The organism is Antarctobacter sp., assembly GCF_965277915.1.
Lineage (GTDB): Bacteria > Pseudomonadota > Alphaproteobacteria > Rhodobacterales > Rhodobacteraceae > Antarctobacter.
Map to the genome: position 1 here is coordinate 3,476,645 of NZ_OZ255849.1, position 14,867 is coordinate 3,491,511.

Here is a 14,867-nt window from a genome sequence, read left to right on the forward strand (position 1 = left end):
CGCCGCGCCGTCAAGACCGGTACTTGAACACGCCCGTGCCCTTGGCGATCAGCTCGCCGGTTTCGTCGGCGATCTGCGCTTCGGCAAAAAAGGACGACTGCCCGCCGCCGGTCTTCCAGCCCTCGCCCTTTAGCAACTGGCCCTTGGGACGCGAGAGGTACTGCACGTTCAGGCTCAGCGTCAGGCACAGTTGCCTGCGCTCGGGGTCGCCGGTCCAACAGCCCGCATAGCCCATGACCGTATCCAGCAGAGAGGCATGGACGCCGCCGTGCAGATTGCCGTGGCGGTTCATGAGGAAAGCTTCCAGCGGCAGCTCGAAGGCGGCATAGCCCTCGCGCCATTCGATCATCTGCATGCCGATGTGCCGGGAATAGGCATAGGGTGCCTCGCGGAAAGCCTCATCCATAACCGTGCCGGGCCTCCAGCCCCATAGCTGCAAATTTCGGAACATAAGCGCCCATTTTCAAACCCTTGTCCGGGTTCGCGGCCGTACCGTCAAGGGCCCGTTTCCTGACCCCTTGCAGGATCGCTGCCATGCGAAAGAAAGCGAAGGCGACACAAAAGCCAAGGCTCTCGATCCTGTCGATGCCGCGTCGCGCGCAATAGGCTGTCACGAATGCCTCGTCCGTGGGAAGGCCCAGCGCCTCCCGATCTACCCCGGCCAATCCGCGTGTCTCTGGCCCCGGCGGCAGCTGCCACTGCATCAGAACGCCGGCGAGGTCCGCATGGGGGTGGCCCAACGTGGACAGTTCCCAGTCCAGCACCGCCCTGCACTCTGCCCCATCCGGCGCGAACAACAGGTTGTCGAGACGGAAATCTCCGTGCACCAGGGTGCGCTGCCCGTCATCGGCAGGCAAGGCCTGTTCCAGCCAGGTGATCAAGTCTTCCATGTCAGGCTGCCGTTCGGTTTCCGAGTCGCGGTATTGCTTTGTCCACCGTGCCAACTGCCGTTCAAAGTAGTTTCCGGGTGCACCATAATCAGACAGGTCGAGGCGCGCCGGATCCAGGGAATGGATCGCAGCCAGTACGCGGTTCATCTCGTCCATGATCGCGGTCCGCCCTGTTGGCGCCTCCCCCGGCAGATCGGGCTCCACAAGAGTTCGGCCGACGACATGCTCCATGACGTAGAACGTGCTTCCCAGCACCGCGTCGTCCTCGCAGAGCGCCAGCATCTTCGGCACGGGCACGCCCGTCCCGGCCAGCGCGGTCTGGACACGAAACTCCCTGTCCACCGCATGGGCCGATTTCAGCAGTTTGCCCGGAGGCTTGCGCCGCAAGACGTAGCAGCCCGAGGGGCTGTCCAGCCGGAAGGTTGGATTGGACTGGCCCTGGTCGAATTTCACGGCCCGGAGCGGCCCGTGAAACCCCGGCACATGGGCCTCCATCCACTCCGCCACGCGCGCGAGTTCCTCCGCCTGCATTCCGCCCCCCTGTTTCTTCACCCTTCAAATACATACCCCTGCACAGGCCGTCAGAGACCCTCTTCGGCATATTTGCGCAGTTCCGCCCGTGCCACCTGTCGCCGATGGACGGCATCGGGTCCGTCGGCAAAACGCAAGGTGCGGATATGCGTCCACATCGCGGCAAGGTCATGGTCCTGACTGATCCCGCCCGCACCGTGAATCTGCATCGCCTCGTCCACCACACGGGCAGCCATCAGAGGGGCCACCACCTTGATCTTGGAAATCCAGGGCTGCGCCGCGCACACGCCGGCGGTGTCCATCATCCAGGCCGCCTTGAGGCACAGCAGGCGCGCCATCTCGATCTCCATCCGGGCATTGGCGATGATGTCGTGATTGGCGCCCAGCTCGGCAAGCGGCTTGCCAAAGGCCTCGCGCGACAGGCCGCGGCGGCACATCATCTCCAACGCCTTTTCCGCCTGTCCGATAGCCCGCATGCAATGATGTATGCGCCCCGGTCCCAGCCGCCCCTGCGCCACCTCAAAGCCGCGCCCCTCGCCCAGAATGACATTCCGGGCCGGCAGGCGCACGTCGGTGAACCTCAGGTGCATGTGGCCATGCGGCGCATCATCCTGGCCAAAGACGGTCATCGGCCGCAGCACCTCGGCACCGGGTGTTCCCGGATCCATGACGAACATCGTGTGCCGGGCATGTCGTGCCGCATCGGGGTTGGTACAGGCCATCAGGATATACAGTTCGCAGCGCGGATCTCCGGCCCCGCTGATCCACCACTTCTCGCCGTTCAGCACATAGTCATCGCCGTCCCGCCGCGCCTCGAAAGCCAGTTGCGCCGCATCCGAAGAGGCGACATTCGGTTCCGTCATGACATAGGCGGAACGGATTTCTCCCTCCAGCAGCGGCGCCAGCCAGCGGTCCTTCATCCAGTCCGCACCATACCGCTCCAGCACCTCCATGTTGCCGGTATCCGGCGCGCTGCAGTTGAAGACCTCCGCCGCCAGCCCGACCTTGCCCATCTCCTCGGCCAGGTAGGCATATTCCACCGTCGTCAGCCCATAGCCCCGGTCGGACTCCGTCAGCCAGAAATTCCACAACCCCCGTGCCCTGGCCTCGGTCTTCAACCCGTCCAGGATTGCCAGTTGCCGCGGCACCAGGGCAAAGCGATTGCCCGAGGGATGCGTACCGACAAGCGCATGAAACTCGGCATCCAGCGGCGCGATCTCCTCGTCGATCATCCGCCGCACCTGCGTCACCAATGCGCGCACGCGCGCCGTCATCCCAAGGTCCATGTCCTCTCCTCTCGACAGCCCAGCGCCGCCCGCGCGTGGAGCGGCGCGCACGGGGAGGGCGGGTGGGCGTCGCGCCGCTCCATGCACGGGCGGCGCTACCCCTCCAGGTACAACCGCGTGATCCAGTTGGCGACGAGGGCCGGCCGCTCGGCCCCCTCGATCTCGACTTCCACGTCCCAGTGCACGTCAAGACAGCCCTCGCGTTCGTCGACACTCGCCACGGTGAAACGCCCCCGGATCCGACGCCCCACCCGGACCGGCGAAACGAAGCGGATGCGGTCAAACCCGTAGTTCACGCTGGACCTGACGCCCTCGAGCTCCTCCATGACCTCGTAGGACATCTTGGACAGCATCGACAGCGTCAGGAACCCATGCGCAACACAGCCGCCAAAGGGCGTTTCCGCAGCTGATCGTTCCTCGTCCAGGTGGATGAACTGCCAGTCCTCGGTGGCATCGGCGAACAGCCTGACCCGCGCGTCATCCAGCGTCACCCAACCGCTTGCGCACGGCGCCATGTCCCTCAGGTCGTCAGCCAGCATCGGGCAGCACGTAGTCCGAAAACCGCTTGCGCAGGGTCAGTTTCGACACTTTTCCCGTCGCCGTCAGGGGCAGGTCCTCGACGCACTCCATCGCGTCCGGCAATTGCCATTTTGCCAGATGCTCCAACATCATCTCGTGGATTTCCTCCAGGTTTGGCGGATCATCGGCCTGGCGCGGGACCACCACCAGCAAGGGGCGTTCCTCCCACTTGGGATGCGATACCGCGATCACCGCGCAACTGGCGACCTTGGGATGTCCCATCGCGATATTCTCGAGGTCCAGCGAACTGATCCACTCGCCCCCCGACTTGATCAGGTCCTTGGCCCTGTCCTGGATGGCCAGGAAACCGCGGTCGTCGATCACCGCCACGTCACCGGTGCCGAACCAGCCATCGGCATCAAAGGCGCCCTCGGTCGCCTCCTCGTCCCCGAAATAGCCGGATATGATCGTGTTCCCCCGGACATGCAGCTCACCGGTGGACACCCCGTCATGGGGCAGCGGCTTGCCATCTTCGCCGTCGATCCGCAATTCGACCCCAAAGACCCGCCGCCCCTGCTTGGCCTTTAGCGTCATACGCTCCTCGAAGGGCAGGTCCTGCATCGGTTTGGACAATTGCCCATGTGTGCCCACCGGGCTCATCTCTGTCATGCCCCAGGCGTGGCAGACATCCACCCCGCGTTTCTCGAAGAACTCGATCATCGAACGCGGGGCCGCAGAGCCGCCGATCACCAGCTGGTCCAGTGCCGAGGGTGTCGCGTCGCGCTGTTCCACCTCGGCCCGCAGGCCCAGCCAGACGGTCGGCACGCCCCAGGAAGCCGTCACTCCTTCCTCTTCCATCAGGTCGAAGACAGAGGCGCCATCCAACTTGCCCCCCGGCATGACCAGAGAGGCCCCTACCAGCGGGGCGGCATATGGCAGGCCCCATGAATTGACGTGGAACATCGGCACCACCGGCAGGATGCGCGCGCCCTCATGCAGCGATCGCGGCAGCGTCACCGACAGAAAAAGCGCGTGCAGCACGGTGGAGCGATGCGAATACAACGCGCCCTTGGGGTTTCCCGTGGTGCCCGAGGTATAGCAAAGCCCGGCTGCGCTGTCCTCGGGCATCACCGGCCAGTCATAGGTTTGGGGCCGCCCTTCCAGCAGGTCCTCGTAGCACAGCCAGTCCAGCTTGCTGTCGGGCATATGCGCCCGGTCCGTCATCGCCACCAGCGTCAGGTTCCCGGGCAAGTGTTCCGCGAGGGCCTCGACGATCGGCACAAAGGTCAGATCCACGCAAAGCACCCGGTCCGAGGCGTGCCCGATGATGTACAGCATCTGCTCGGCAGAGAGGCGCGGATTGATCGTGTGACAGACCGCGCCCATGCCGCTGATTGCGTAGTAGAGTTCGAAGTGGCGGTAGCCGTTCCAGGCCAGCGTCGCCACGCGGTCGCCGTCGCCGATCCCCAATGCGGCCAGCCCATGCGCCAGCTGCGCGACACGGGCATAGGCCTCTGCGTAGGTTTCGCGGTGAATGTCACCCTCGGTCCGGACCGAGACGATCTCTCCGCCCGGGTGCGCCTGTGCTGCGTAGTCGAGAATTTCGATGATCCTCAACGGCATATGCATCATCATGCCCTGCATCTGGCCCTCCCTTGCCGTCTGCCTGCGTCCGGTTAGACTGCGCGCGAGCATTGCCGCCGTGCAACCGTTTTTCCAGAAAGTGACGCAAGGAGTGCCCATGTCCAGCCAGATGCGCCGCATCGCCCTCGCCCGCCGCCCTTCCGGCCTGCCCGTGCCTGAAGATTTTGCAATGAAAAAGGCGCCCATGCCGGCGCCCGGCACCGGCGAGGTCCTTGTCGAGGTCTCGCACCTGTCGCTTGACCCCTACATGCGGGGACGGATGGACGATGCCGGCAGCTATGCAGCCTCCGTCGACATTGACGGAACGATGGTGGGACAGGGTGTTGGCCGCGTCGTTGCCTCGCGGGCCGATGCCTTCGCCGAAGATGATCTGGTCACGGGCATGACCGGGTGGGCCAGCCACGCCGTCCTGCCGGCCGACGGGCTGCGCAAGCTCGACGACCGCCTGCCGCCGACCACGGCACTGGGTGTTCTCGGCATGCCGGGCTTCACCGCCTGGACGGGCTTGCGAGAGTTCGGCCGTCCGAAGGCGGGCGAAACCTTGGCCGTCGCGGCCGCGACGGGGCCGGTCGGCTCACTGGTCGGCCAACTGGCGAAGGCCGCGGGCCTGCGCACGGTGGCCATTGCAGGCGGGGCGGAAAAATGCCGGCTGGCAACAGAGCGCTTCGGCTTTGACGCCGCCATCGATCACCGCGCCTGCGTTGGCGCCAGTGCCCTGCGCGAGGCCATCGCCGCCGAGGCGCCGAATGGCATCGACATCTACTGGGAGAACACGGGCGGCAAGGTGCTGGAGGCGGTCATGCCGCTGATGAACACGCATGGCCGTATTCCCATCTGCGGCACCATCGCCTGGTACGGCGGCACCGACGGGACAGAGGACCGCCTGCCAAAGGTCTGGCGGTCGATCCTCGTCAAGCGCCTCTCGGTCAACGGGTTCATCATTTTCGACCATTGGGACGGCTACCCGGCGTTCCTGGAGGAAATGACACCCAAAGTCGCCGCCGGAGAGATCAGCTTTCTCGAAGACGTGGCGCAGGGGTTGGAGAACGCCCCATCTGCCTTCATTTCGATGCTGACGGGCGGGAATACCGGCAAGCAGATCGTGCAACTGACCTGACACACGCGCCCCTGCGCAAGGACCCACGCGCGGGGGCGCAAATTTGCACCGGTTCAAAGCGCCGGATCTTCCGCCGTCAGTTCCAATGGCGCTGCCGGGGCACTCAGATCATCGACGCGCAGCGCACCAGACGGCCGGGACAGCCGGTTGCGCACAACCCAGTAAAGCCGCGATTGCGCGCGGGTGATCGCCACATAGGCCAGCCGCTTCCACAGCGGTTGCCCGGCCTCGTTCCGCCCGGCCCGGGCCGCCGCGTAGAGGTCGGGTGCAAAAACCTGCACATCCTCCCACTGCGACCCTTGGGCCTTGTGGATCGTCACCGCCGCACCGTGCAGAAAGGTAGCCCCCATCCGCGCGGCAAAGGGAATGAAAGGCTCTTCCTCCTCGGGCTTCTCGATCTTGACGATCGAAGCCGCCGAAACCTGTGGTTCGATCGCGCCCACGACGTGCAGTCGCGAGAACCCCGGCTTTTTACCCGGGCCGAGATAGATCACCTGCGCGCCCTTGATCAGCCCCCGCGCCTCCAGGTCCAGCCGTTTGCGCCGATGCTTGAGGGGCAGTTCGATCCCGTCGCAGATCAACGGCTCGCCGGACAGAAGGCTGTCCTCGGGCGCGTCGTGCACGCGGCGAAACGCATTGATCAGCCGTATCCGTGTGGCATTGCGCCAGACCAGCACCGGCGAACGCGCCATCAGGTCCACCTCGACCCGGTTGGCGTAGACCACGCGGTCATCCTTGCGGGCGGCCTCTTCGATCATGCGCTCAAAGTCTTCGAACCCCAGAGCAGGGTCCGCCAGCGCGTGGGCGAGGTCCAGGATCGGATTGTCCGCCTCCTGCCGGTGAATGCGATGCAGTTCCCGTTTCTGGCTGTCTTTCAATCCGTCAAAGACCATCTTGCCGGACTGGTTGACCGGCGCCAGCTGCGCCGGATCGCCAAACAGGACAAGGTTGGGAAAAATCTCGCAGAGGTCGTCGAACTGACGTTCGTCCAGCATCGAGGATTCATCGACGAACCCGATATCCAGCGGCTCTTCCCGCCGTTTCCAGCCGGTGATGAAATCGCTGCCGCGCAGACCCGCCGCCGCCAGCGCTGCCGGGATCGACTTGTGCTGTTCGTAGACCGCCAGCGCCCGGTCCAGGGCGATATCGGCAAGGCCCTCTATCTCGGGACGCTCGTCCTCGTTGCCCATCAGCCATTCGGCGACGCGTTCGTATTCGGGATCATAGACGGGGGTATAGATGATGCGGTGAATGGTGGTCGCGGGCACGCCGCGCATCCGCAACACACTGGCCGCCTTGTTGGTCGGAGCCAACACTGCAAGCGTCCGTTTCTCGCGGGCCCTGCGGCTTTCGTAGTCGCCCGAAACGGTCTCGACCCCCAACGCTTCCAGTGCCTTGACCAGCTCGGCCAAGAGCAATGTCTTGCCGCTGCCCGCCTTGCCCATCAACGCCATGACGCGCGACCGGCCTTCCTGCGCAGGCAGACACAGGCCTTCGTCAAGGTCGACGCCCGCGCCGCGCAAGAGCTCGGTCACGCTGTCATAAGCGGCGGCCTGGTCGTCAGAGAATACAAGCGCGGGAACTGTCATGGGGCGCACCCTATCCCGCGCCACGCGCGGCCACCAGAACCCTTTGCCGCATCTTCCCGCGGAAAGTTCAAGGCGTCGTGCTCGCCAGCCGTATCGGCGGTCTGAAAAAGGAAAAGCGCGCGCGGGTCATTGGCCCACGCGCGCCGTATGGACGCAGCAATGACGCTCGTGTGTCAGGCGGCCACGAGTTCCTTGGGCTGGACGATCTGACCAAAGGACAGGGCAAACCAGCGCTTGGACATTTCCGGCGTGATGCCCGCACTCTTCGACACCTGTGCCTGGCCTTCGGGGGTGAATTCCCACAGACCGACGCTGATCTGTTCGCGGCCTTGGCCCTGGCTGCCCAGCACCTCGGGCGAGGAGCCGATGCGACGGTAGATCCGCACCATGCGGGCATCGAAGACGCCGACGTAGTGTTCCACGCCGAATTCCTGCATGACCTCACCCCCGGCCAGCATCAGGGCCGCTGCAACACCCGGTGTCGCACCGCGGGACAGGCAAAAGCGGGTGCATTCCCAGATCAGCGGCGACTGGATGCGCACGCCGTCGGTCAGGTGGACAAAGTGATCGTTTACCATCGTGCGGCCCGTGGTGGGCAGCAGGCGCATGGATCCGCCATGCGTTCCGTCGGCATTCTCCCAGATGACGTAGAGCGGGTTCTCGTCATCGTATTCGTCACGCTCGTAGCCGGTCTCTTCGTCGACACTGACGGCCCAGCCCAGGCGCGTCTTGAACTGGTCCGCGCGGTCGCGGAACATGGTTTCGGCCAGCTTCGGGAATTTGTGCAGGTCGGTGCCGTAGATGTAGCGGATCATTTCGTTTCCCCTCGGAAAGTAAATTCGATGGGGAAAGATTGCCGCTGGAATGGTTAACGGGATTCAACCTGAGCGCGCGCTGCTGGAACGCACGCTTTACCATTGGGTTTCTTCAGACCACGATCACACCCCGGCTGAGGGCCCGGGCGACAGCGTGGGTCGTGTTCATTGCGCCCAGTTTGTGTCGGGCACTTTCGACATAGACCCGAAGGGTATGCTCGGAAATCGAAAGGGTATCAGCGGCTTGCGCCCGACTATAGCCCACGGCGAGGAGGGTCATGGCTTCGATCTCGCGCGGGGACAAAGGCTGAGCGGGCTCAGGCGTGCGCCCCGGTTCGAATTCCAGTGCCTTTTGGTTGAAGTAATGCGCCACCAGGATCAGGTCGCGCCGGTTGCTTATCGTGAAATCCTCCCATTCCCCGTCGCTGCAATTGTGGGTGAGAGTGAACAGGGCGAACTGGCCATTCGGCCCGCGCAGAGGAATCGAATAGCCCTGGTTGCCGATTCCATAGGCGATGGCATCCTGCATGAGCGCGCGCGCAGCCTTGCTGGACCAGTCCAGCCGCTTCCAGTCGACCGGATGGAACCTCTGGTAACACCCTGCGACCACCGGATCGACACGCAGATAGCCCTTTTCAAGATAGCGGTTGACCCATTCCAGGTCATATGTCCCGCATCCGTATTGTTCGCCATTGCTGTTGACCCAATGATAGACAATGTGATCGACCCCATACCTGTCGCGCAGTTCCTCGATGAGGATCTGCAGATCCTCGAGTCCCTCAGCGGATTCGAGCCGCTCGATCAGCCCGTCCAGTCGCGGTGCGTTTCCCGACAAAAAGCCCAATGCCATTACCCTCGGCCTGGGACGCGATCTCCGCCTGTGCCACGAATGCGGCATCATCCAGTTGCGCGGCCAGCGACGGCATGCCGTTGGCCCGAGCGAATGTTTTCAGGTCGGTGAGAACGTCCAAAATCCAGTCATGTCCCATGATCAGCCTCGTGCATAGATGGTTAACGCTTCATTAAGACAACTTTAGCATGCCCCGGCAGGGCGCAAAATTCACGGAATCTAACTCCCCAGAAATAGCGAGGGGGCATCGCGCCAAGTCACTGAAAGCGTTGAGGGCCGATTTTGAACGCAAAACGCCCGCGATGCCGATGGCGATTCGCGGGCGTCGGAAGGTCTTTCTGACCGGTGAGTTTCTTAACTGCGCGCGTCCAGGCAATCCTCGAGCGTGCGCAGCCCGGTCTTAGGCGCCTGCACCAGGACCGACATGTTGCCGGGCTTATGCTCATTGTTCATCATCTTGGTGTGCGCAGCCGGGATCTCGTTCCAGGGGAAGACCTCGGACATGCAGGGATCAAGGCGGCGCTCGATCATCAGGCGGTTGGCCGAGGCGGCCTGTTTGAGGTTGGCAAAGTGCGACCCCTGCAGGCGCTTCTGGTGCATCCACATGTAACGCACGTCGAAGGTGCAGTTGTAGCCCGAGGTGCCCGCGCAGATGACCACGATCCCGCCCTTCTTGACCACCAGGGTGGAGACCGGGAAGGTCGCCTCGCCTGGGTGCTCAAAGACCATGTCCACGCTCACGCCCTTGCCGGTGATGTCCCAGATCGCCTTGCCGAACTTGCGCGCCTCTTTCAGCCAGGTGTTGTATTCCGGCGTGTTGACCGTGGGCAGTTGACCCCAGCAGTCGAAGTCCTTGCGGTTGATGACGCCCTTGGCCCCCTGGTCCATCACGAACTGGCGCTTGCTCTCGTCCGAGATCACGCCGATGGCGTTCGCGCCCGCGGTGTTGGCCAGCTGGATCGCGTAAGAGCCAAGACCGCCCGAGGCGCCCCAGACCAGCACGTTCTGGCCGGGCTTCAGCTCATGCGGATGATGACCGAAGAGCATCCGGTACGCGGTGGCCAGCGTCAGCGTGTAGCAGGCGCTCTCTTCCCAGGTGAGGTGCTTGGGGCGCGGCATGAGCTGCTGGGCCTGGACCTTGGTGAACTGGGCAAAAGAGCCATCGCCGGTCTCGTAACCCCAGATCCGCTGCGTGGGCGAGAACATCGGATCGCCGCCGTTGCATTCCTCGTCGTTACCGTCGTCCTGGTTGCAGTGGATGACAACTTCGTCGCCCACTTTCCAATTCTTCACCTTGTCCCCGACTTTCCAGACGATGCCCGATGCGTCAGAGCCCGCGACGTGAAAGTCCTGGCCATGCACATCAAACGGTGAGATCGGAACGCCCTTGCCGGCCCAGACGCCGTTGTAGTTGACGCCGGCCGCCATCACGAGAACCAGCACTTCGTGGCTGTCGATGTCCCAGACGTCGACCACTTCCTGCTGAAAGCTCTGCTCCGGATCGCCATGACGGTCGCGGCGGATCGCCCAAGCGTACATCTTCTTGGGGACGTAACCCATCGGGGGCATTTCGCCGACTTCGTAGAGGTCTTTTTCCGGTGCATCGTACTGGGCGATGCCTGTTTGCGTGTCCAGAGCCATGACGGCCTCCTGTTAAGCCAGTGTTGATGTTCGGACCGGTTCTGCGGCGCAGAATCGCGGGGCTGACCTATGGAATATTCGCCGTCACGCAACATTGCAACATCATTTGCGCCGTTTTTGTAATTTTATGACCCAGCAAGCGCAGAAATTCCTGTGCGGGTGCAGCATGACACGCCTGCGAAACCCGCAGGCCAAACCCTGCAAGGCACGCGAATGCGGAACGGAGCCGGATCAGAGCAAGTGTTCGATGGAGCGCGCGTAGTAGCTGGCCAGGGCGGCCTCGTCTGGCACGATGGCAAAGATGCCATCCACCTCCTTGACGATGCCGCGTTCGATCAGCGCGCGCAGGCCAACCTCGACCACATAGTCTCTGCTGTTGCGGGGCAGATGGACATGCGCCTGCGGGATGCTGTCGAGCGCGGAGGAACAAGCGGCTTCAAGTTCGGCGCGGCTTTGCGGGCCGCGCATCAGAAGGTTGGCGACAAGCGGCACAGGCAGAACCGGAACAATACCGGCGATCCGGGACATCAGTTCCTGCGCCAGCCCCGTCGCATCCCCGGCCAGCGAGGCGTTTGCTTTCAGCGAGACGGGAGCGCCGAAACTGACCGCTGCATATCCGAAGCGATGGAAGCGCCCCGTCATCCGCAACCAGACCTGGCGAAACAAGCCCCGGATCACACGGGTGACAGAGGCGTCGAAGCGACGTGTCCCGCTTTGTCCGGCCTTCGTCAGAACCTTGTCCTCGAGCACGCGATCGTAGTTCAGGCCGACCGGAACAAAGACGACATCACGCGCGGACAGGTCCAGATCGTCGAGCATATAAGACAGCAAGCCGACCTTCGGCTCTGCCAGGGCGCCATCCAGGCTCAACCCGCCCTCGGGGAAGATGGCCTGGGTGACACCACCACTTGTGGCCATCTGCACATAACGCCGCAAGACCTTGCGATACAGCGCGTCACGAGACCTGCGCCGGATGAAATAGGCCCCCATCGCGCGGATCAATTGTGACAGTGGCCAGACCTGTGCCCACTCTCCGACGGCATAAGACAAGGCCGACCGGTTGGCCGCCAGGTGGGTGACGAGGACGTAGTCCATGTTCGACCGGTGGTTCATGACGAAAACCACTGTCGCCTCCGGGTCGATGGTGCTCAGGGCGTCGGCCTCGTGGTGGCCCAATCGAACGCGGTACAGCGTGTTCGACAGCCAGCGCGCGCCGCGCAGACCCAGCCCGAAATAGGTGAAGGCCGAGAAAGACGGCACGATTTCACGGGCATAGCGGCGCGCCTTTTCAAAGGCCACGTCTTCGCGCAGCCCGTTCTCGGCGGCGTGCTCGACAATCGCCTGCGTCACCTCCGGATGATAGAGCAGGCGCTGGATCAGGTCATAGCGCCGCAACAGGCGGAAGGGTTCGATGGGCCGTTCCAGCCGCTCGTTCAGCCGCGCCACGGCCTTTTCCAGCCGTCTGCGCAGGAACCAGCGGACGGAGGGGAACAGGAAATGGGTTGCGAAACTCACCGCGGCAAAGGCGAAGATCAGGGCGAACAGCCAGAGCGGAAGGGTGACAGGTGCAGTCATTCCGAGGGACTTTTGCAGGCCGTGAGGTCCGCGACAAGCCCGGTCGAGGCTTTGTACGTTTTGTACAAAACGTACGCCGATTCCAGCATTATGTACAAAACCCGTCAGCCCGCCCCTTCCGGGTGTCGGCAAGGCCGGCCCTGCGCGCGCAACGCGCTTCCCCGTGCCTAGGCACCTCGCCTATGCTGCATCTGCTCGCGCTGCGACGCGGCGAATTGACAGCGACATAATCTTTCGCGTATCCCAATCGAGACGCAACAAGATTGCGAACAACGATTCACGCCACGGAGGCCCCGATGACCGAGACCCAGATGCCGCCCCGCGACAAGCCCTGGCTGATCCGCACCTATGCGGGCCACTCCACGGCACAGGCCTCGAACGCGCTATACCGCAACAATCTTGCCAAGGGGCAGACCGGGCTTTCCGTGGCTTTCGACCTGCCGACGCAGACGGGCTATGACAGCGACCATATCCTGGCCAAGGGCGAAGTGGGCAAGGTGGGCGTGCCGGTCTGCCACCTGGGCGACATGCGCACGCTCTTTGACGAGATCCCGCTGGAACAGATGAACACCTCGATGACGATCAACGCGACGGCGCCCTGGCTCTTGTCGCTTTACATCGCGGTGGCAGAGGAACAGGGCGCGGATGTCTCGAAGCTGCAGGGCACGGTGCAGAACGACCTGATCAAGGAGTATCTCAGCCGGGGCACCTATATCTGCCCGCCGAAGCCCAGCCTGAAACTGATCGGGGACGTGGCGGAATACTGCTATACCAACGTGCCCAAGTGGAACCCGATGAACGTCTGCTCCTACCACCTGCAGGAGGCGGGGGCGACGCCGGAGCAGGAACTGGCCTTTGCGCTGGCGACAGCGACGGCAGTGCTGGATGAACTCAAGACACGCGTGCCGGCAGAGGATTTCCCGCGGCTGGTGGGGCGGATCAGCTTTTTCGTAAACGCGGGCATCCGGTTCGTGACCGAGATGTGCAAGATGCGGGCCTTCGTCGATCTCTGGGACGAGATCTGCGCCACGCGTTATGGCGTCGAAGATCCAAAATACCGCCGCTTCCGCTATGGCGTGCAGGTCAACAGCCTGGGCCTGACCGAGCAGCAGCCGGAAAACAACGTCTACCGCATCCTGATCGAGATGCTGGCCGTGACCCTGTCGAAAAAGGCCCGCGCCCGCGCCGTGCAGTTGCCCGCCTGGAACGAGGCGCTTGGCCTGCCCCGCCCCTGGGACCAGCAATGGTCGATGCGGATGCAGCAGATCATGGCCTACGAGACCGACCTGCTGGAATTCGACGATCTCTTTGACGGCAACCCGGCGGTGGATGCCAAGGTCGATGCGCTGAAAGAGGGCGCGCGGCACGAACTGGCGACCATCGACAGCATGGGCGGCGCTGTCGAGGCGATCGAGTACATGAAGGGGCGCCTGGTCGACAGCAACGCCGAGCGCCTGAACCGGATCGAACGCGGCGAGACCACTGTCGTGGGCGTCAACAAGTTCCAACAGGGCGAACCCAGCCCCCTGATGGACGAGGACGGCGGCATCATGACGGTCGACCCGGCCGTGGAACAGGACCAGATCGGCCGGTTGAACGCCTGGCGGGCTGAACGCGACGACACGGCGGTCAAGGCCGCACTGGCCGACCTGCGCGCCGCGGCGGCCGCGGGCGAGAATGTCATGCCGGCCTCGATCGCCTGCGCCAAGGCGGGCGTGACGACGGGCGAATGGGCGGCGCAGATGCGCAGCGTCTTTGGCGAATACCGCGGCCCCACCGGCGTCTCGCGGTCGGTATCGAACAAGACCGAGGGGCTGGACGACCTGCGCGCGGCCGTGGACGCGGTCAGCGACAAGCTGGGCAAGCGTCTGCGGTTCCTGGTGGGCAAGCCCGGGCTGGACGGCCATTCCAACGGCGCCGAGCAGATCGCCTTCCGCGCCCGCGACTGCGGCATGGAGATCGATTACGAGGGCATCCGCCTGACGCCGGAACAGATTGTCGAGGCGGCCAAGGACGGCGCGCATGTGGTCGGCCTGTCGATCCTGTCAGGCAGCCATATTCCGCTGGTCGAGGATCTGATGAACCGGATGCGCGCCGAGGGGCTGGGCAATGTGCCGGTGATCGTCGGCGGAATCATTCCGGACGAAGATGCGCGGCGCCTGAAAAGCATGGGCGTGGCGCAGGTCTATACGCCCAAGGATTTCGAGTTGAACACCATCATGCACGATATTGTGAGCCTGGTCGATCCGGCCTCGGTCGCCGCCGAATAGGCAAGCAGACCAGACAACCGAAGTCTTCATTTCCATCGGCCCCGCGCAACTCGCGGGGCCTTTTCCATTTGCACCTGTCGCTATATCGCGTCAGGCTTTTCTATACTTTCGCGATGGACAGAAAAGGCATCCGCTACCCT

The 14,867-nt window shown here is 63.6% G+C and carries 12 protein-coding genes; 2 read left to right on the forward strand and 10 right to left on the reverse strand.

What is annotated here, in order from left to right; all coding sequences use genetic code 11:
* Window positions 1–10: 10 nt before the first annotated feature.
* From ACQY5B_RS17835 to ACQY5B_RS17855, 5 genes are all read right to left on the reverse strand, one after another.
* On the reverse strand, window positions 11–406 hold the full coding sequence (locus ACQY5B_RS17835; protein WP_420328171.1) for a PaaI family thioesterase: 396 nt from the start codon (window positions 404–406) through the stop codon (window positions 11–13).
* The gene (locus ACQY5B_RS17840; RefSeq protein ID WP_420328169.1) at window positions 399–1,421 is read right to left on the reverse strand and encodes a phosphotransferase family protein; all 1,023 of its coding nucleotides are present in this window, start codon (window positions 1,419–1,421) and stop codon (window positions 399–401) included. Before ACQY5B_RS17840 ends, ACQY5B_RS17835 begins: the two co-directional genes overlap by 8 nt.
* Window positions 1,422–1,471: 50 nt before the next feature.
* A complete protein-coding gene (locus tag ACQY5B_RS17845; protein WP_420328168.1) occupies window positions 1,472–2,707 on the reverse strand; it encodes an acyl-CoA dehydrogenase family protein in 1,236 nt (411 codons plus the stop codon).
* A 95-nt stretch (window positions 2,708–2,802) separates the two neighbouring features.
* Window positions 2,803–3,246 carry a MaoC family dehydratase gene (locus tag ACQY5B_RS17850; RefSeq protein WP_305968835.1) on the reverse strand — a complete coding sequence of 148 codons (444 nt, stop codon included), beginning with the start codon at window positions 3,244–3,246 and terminating at the stop codon, window positions 2,803–2,805.
* Window positions 3,236–4,870 (reverse strand): long-chain fatty acid--CoA ligase, encoded by a 1,635-nt coding sequence (locus ACQY5B_RS17855; protein WP_420328167.1) that lies wholly within the window; start codon window positions 4,868–4,870, stop codon window positions 3,236–3,238. Before ACQY5B_RS17855 ends, ACQY5B_RS17850 begins: the two co-directional genes overlap by 11 nt.
* Window positions 4,871–4,967: 97 nt before the next feature.
* Here ACQY5B_RS17855 and ACQY5B_RS17860 point away from each other — a divergent pair, with 97 nt between their 5' ends.
* A complete protein-coding gene (locus ACQY5B_RS17860) occupies window positions 4,968–5,987 on the forward strand; it encodes an NADP-dependent oxidoreductase (protein ID WP_420328165.1) in 1,020 nt (339 codons plus the stop codon).
* A gap of 53 nt (window positions 5,988–6,040) precedes the next feature.
* Here the strand turns inward: ACQY5B_RS17860 and ACQY5B_RS17865 are convergent, their stop codons facing one another.
* The 5 genes from ACQY5B_RS17865 to ACQY5B_RS17885 form a co-directional block, all read right to left on the reverse strand.
* Complete coding sequence (locus ACQY5B_RS17865; RefSeq protein ID WP_420328163.1) at window positions 6,041–7,576, reverse strand: ATP-dependent DNA helicase; 1,536 nt, start codon at window positions 7,574–7,576, stop codon at window positions 6,041–6,043.
* A gap of 173 nt (window positions 7,577–7,749) precedes the next feature.
* Window positions 7,750–8,391 carry an acyl-homoserine-lactone synthase gene (locus tag ACQY5B_RS17870; RefSeq protein WP_420328161.1) on the reverse strand — a complete coding sequence of 214 codons (642 nt, stop codon included), beginning with the start codon at window positions 8,389–8,391 and terminating at the stop codon, window positions 7,750–7,752.
* Between the two features lie 112 nt (window positions 8,392–8,503).
* Window positions 8,504–9,241, reverse strand: a complete 738-nt coding sequence (locus ACQY5B_RS17875; RefSeq protein ID WP_305968830.1) for a helix-turn-helix transcriptional regulator — start codon at window positions 9,239–9,241, stop codon at window positions 8,504–8,506.
* A gap of 354 nt (window positions 9,242–9,595) precedes the next feature.
* A complete protein-coding gene (gene ccrA / locus ACQY5B_RS17880) occupies window positions 9,596–10,882 on the reverse strand; it encodes a crotonyl-CoA carboxylase/reductase (protein ID WP_305968829.1) in 1,287 nt (428 codons plus the stop codon).
* A gap of 231 nt (window positions 10,883–11,113) precedes the next feature.
* Window positions 11,114–12,457 (reverse strand): 1-acyl-sn-glycerol-3-phosphate acyltransferase, encoded by a 1,344-nt coding sequence (locus ACQY5B_RS17885; RefSeq protein ID WP_420328159.1) that lies wholly within the window; start codon window positions 12,455–12,457, stop codon window positions 11,114–11,116.
* A gap of 296 nt (window positions 12,458–12,753) precedes the next feature.
* Here ACQY5B_RS17885 and ACQY5B_RS17890 point away from each other — a divergent pair, with 296 nt between their 5' ends.
* Window positions 12,754–14,727 carry a methylmalonyl-CoA mutase family protein gene (locus tag ACQY5B_RS17890; RefSeq protein WP_420328158.1) on the forward strand — a complete coding sequence of 658 codons (1,974 nt, stop codon included), beginning with the start codon at window positions 12,754–12,756 and terminating at the stop codon, window positions 14,725–14,727.
* Window positions 14,728–14,867 lie beyond the last annotated feature (140 nt).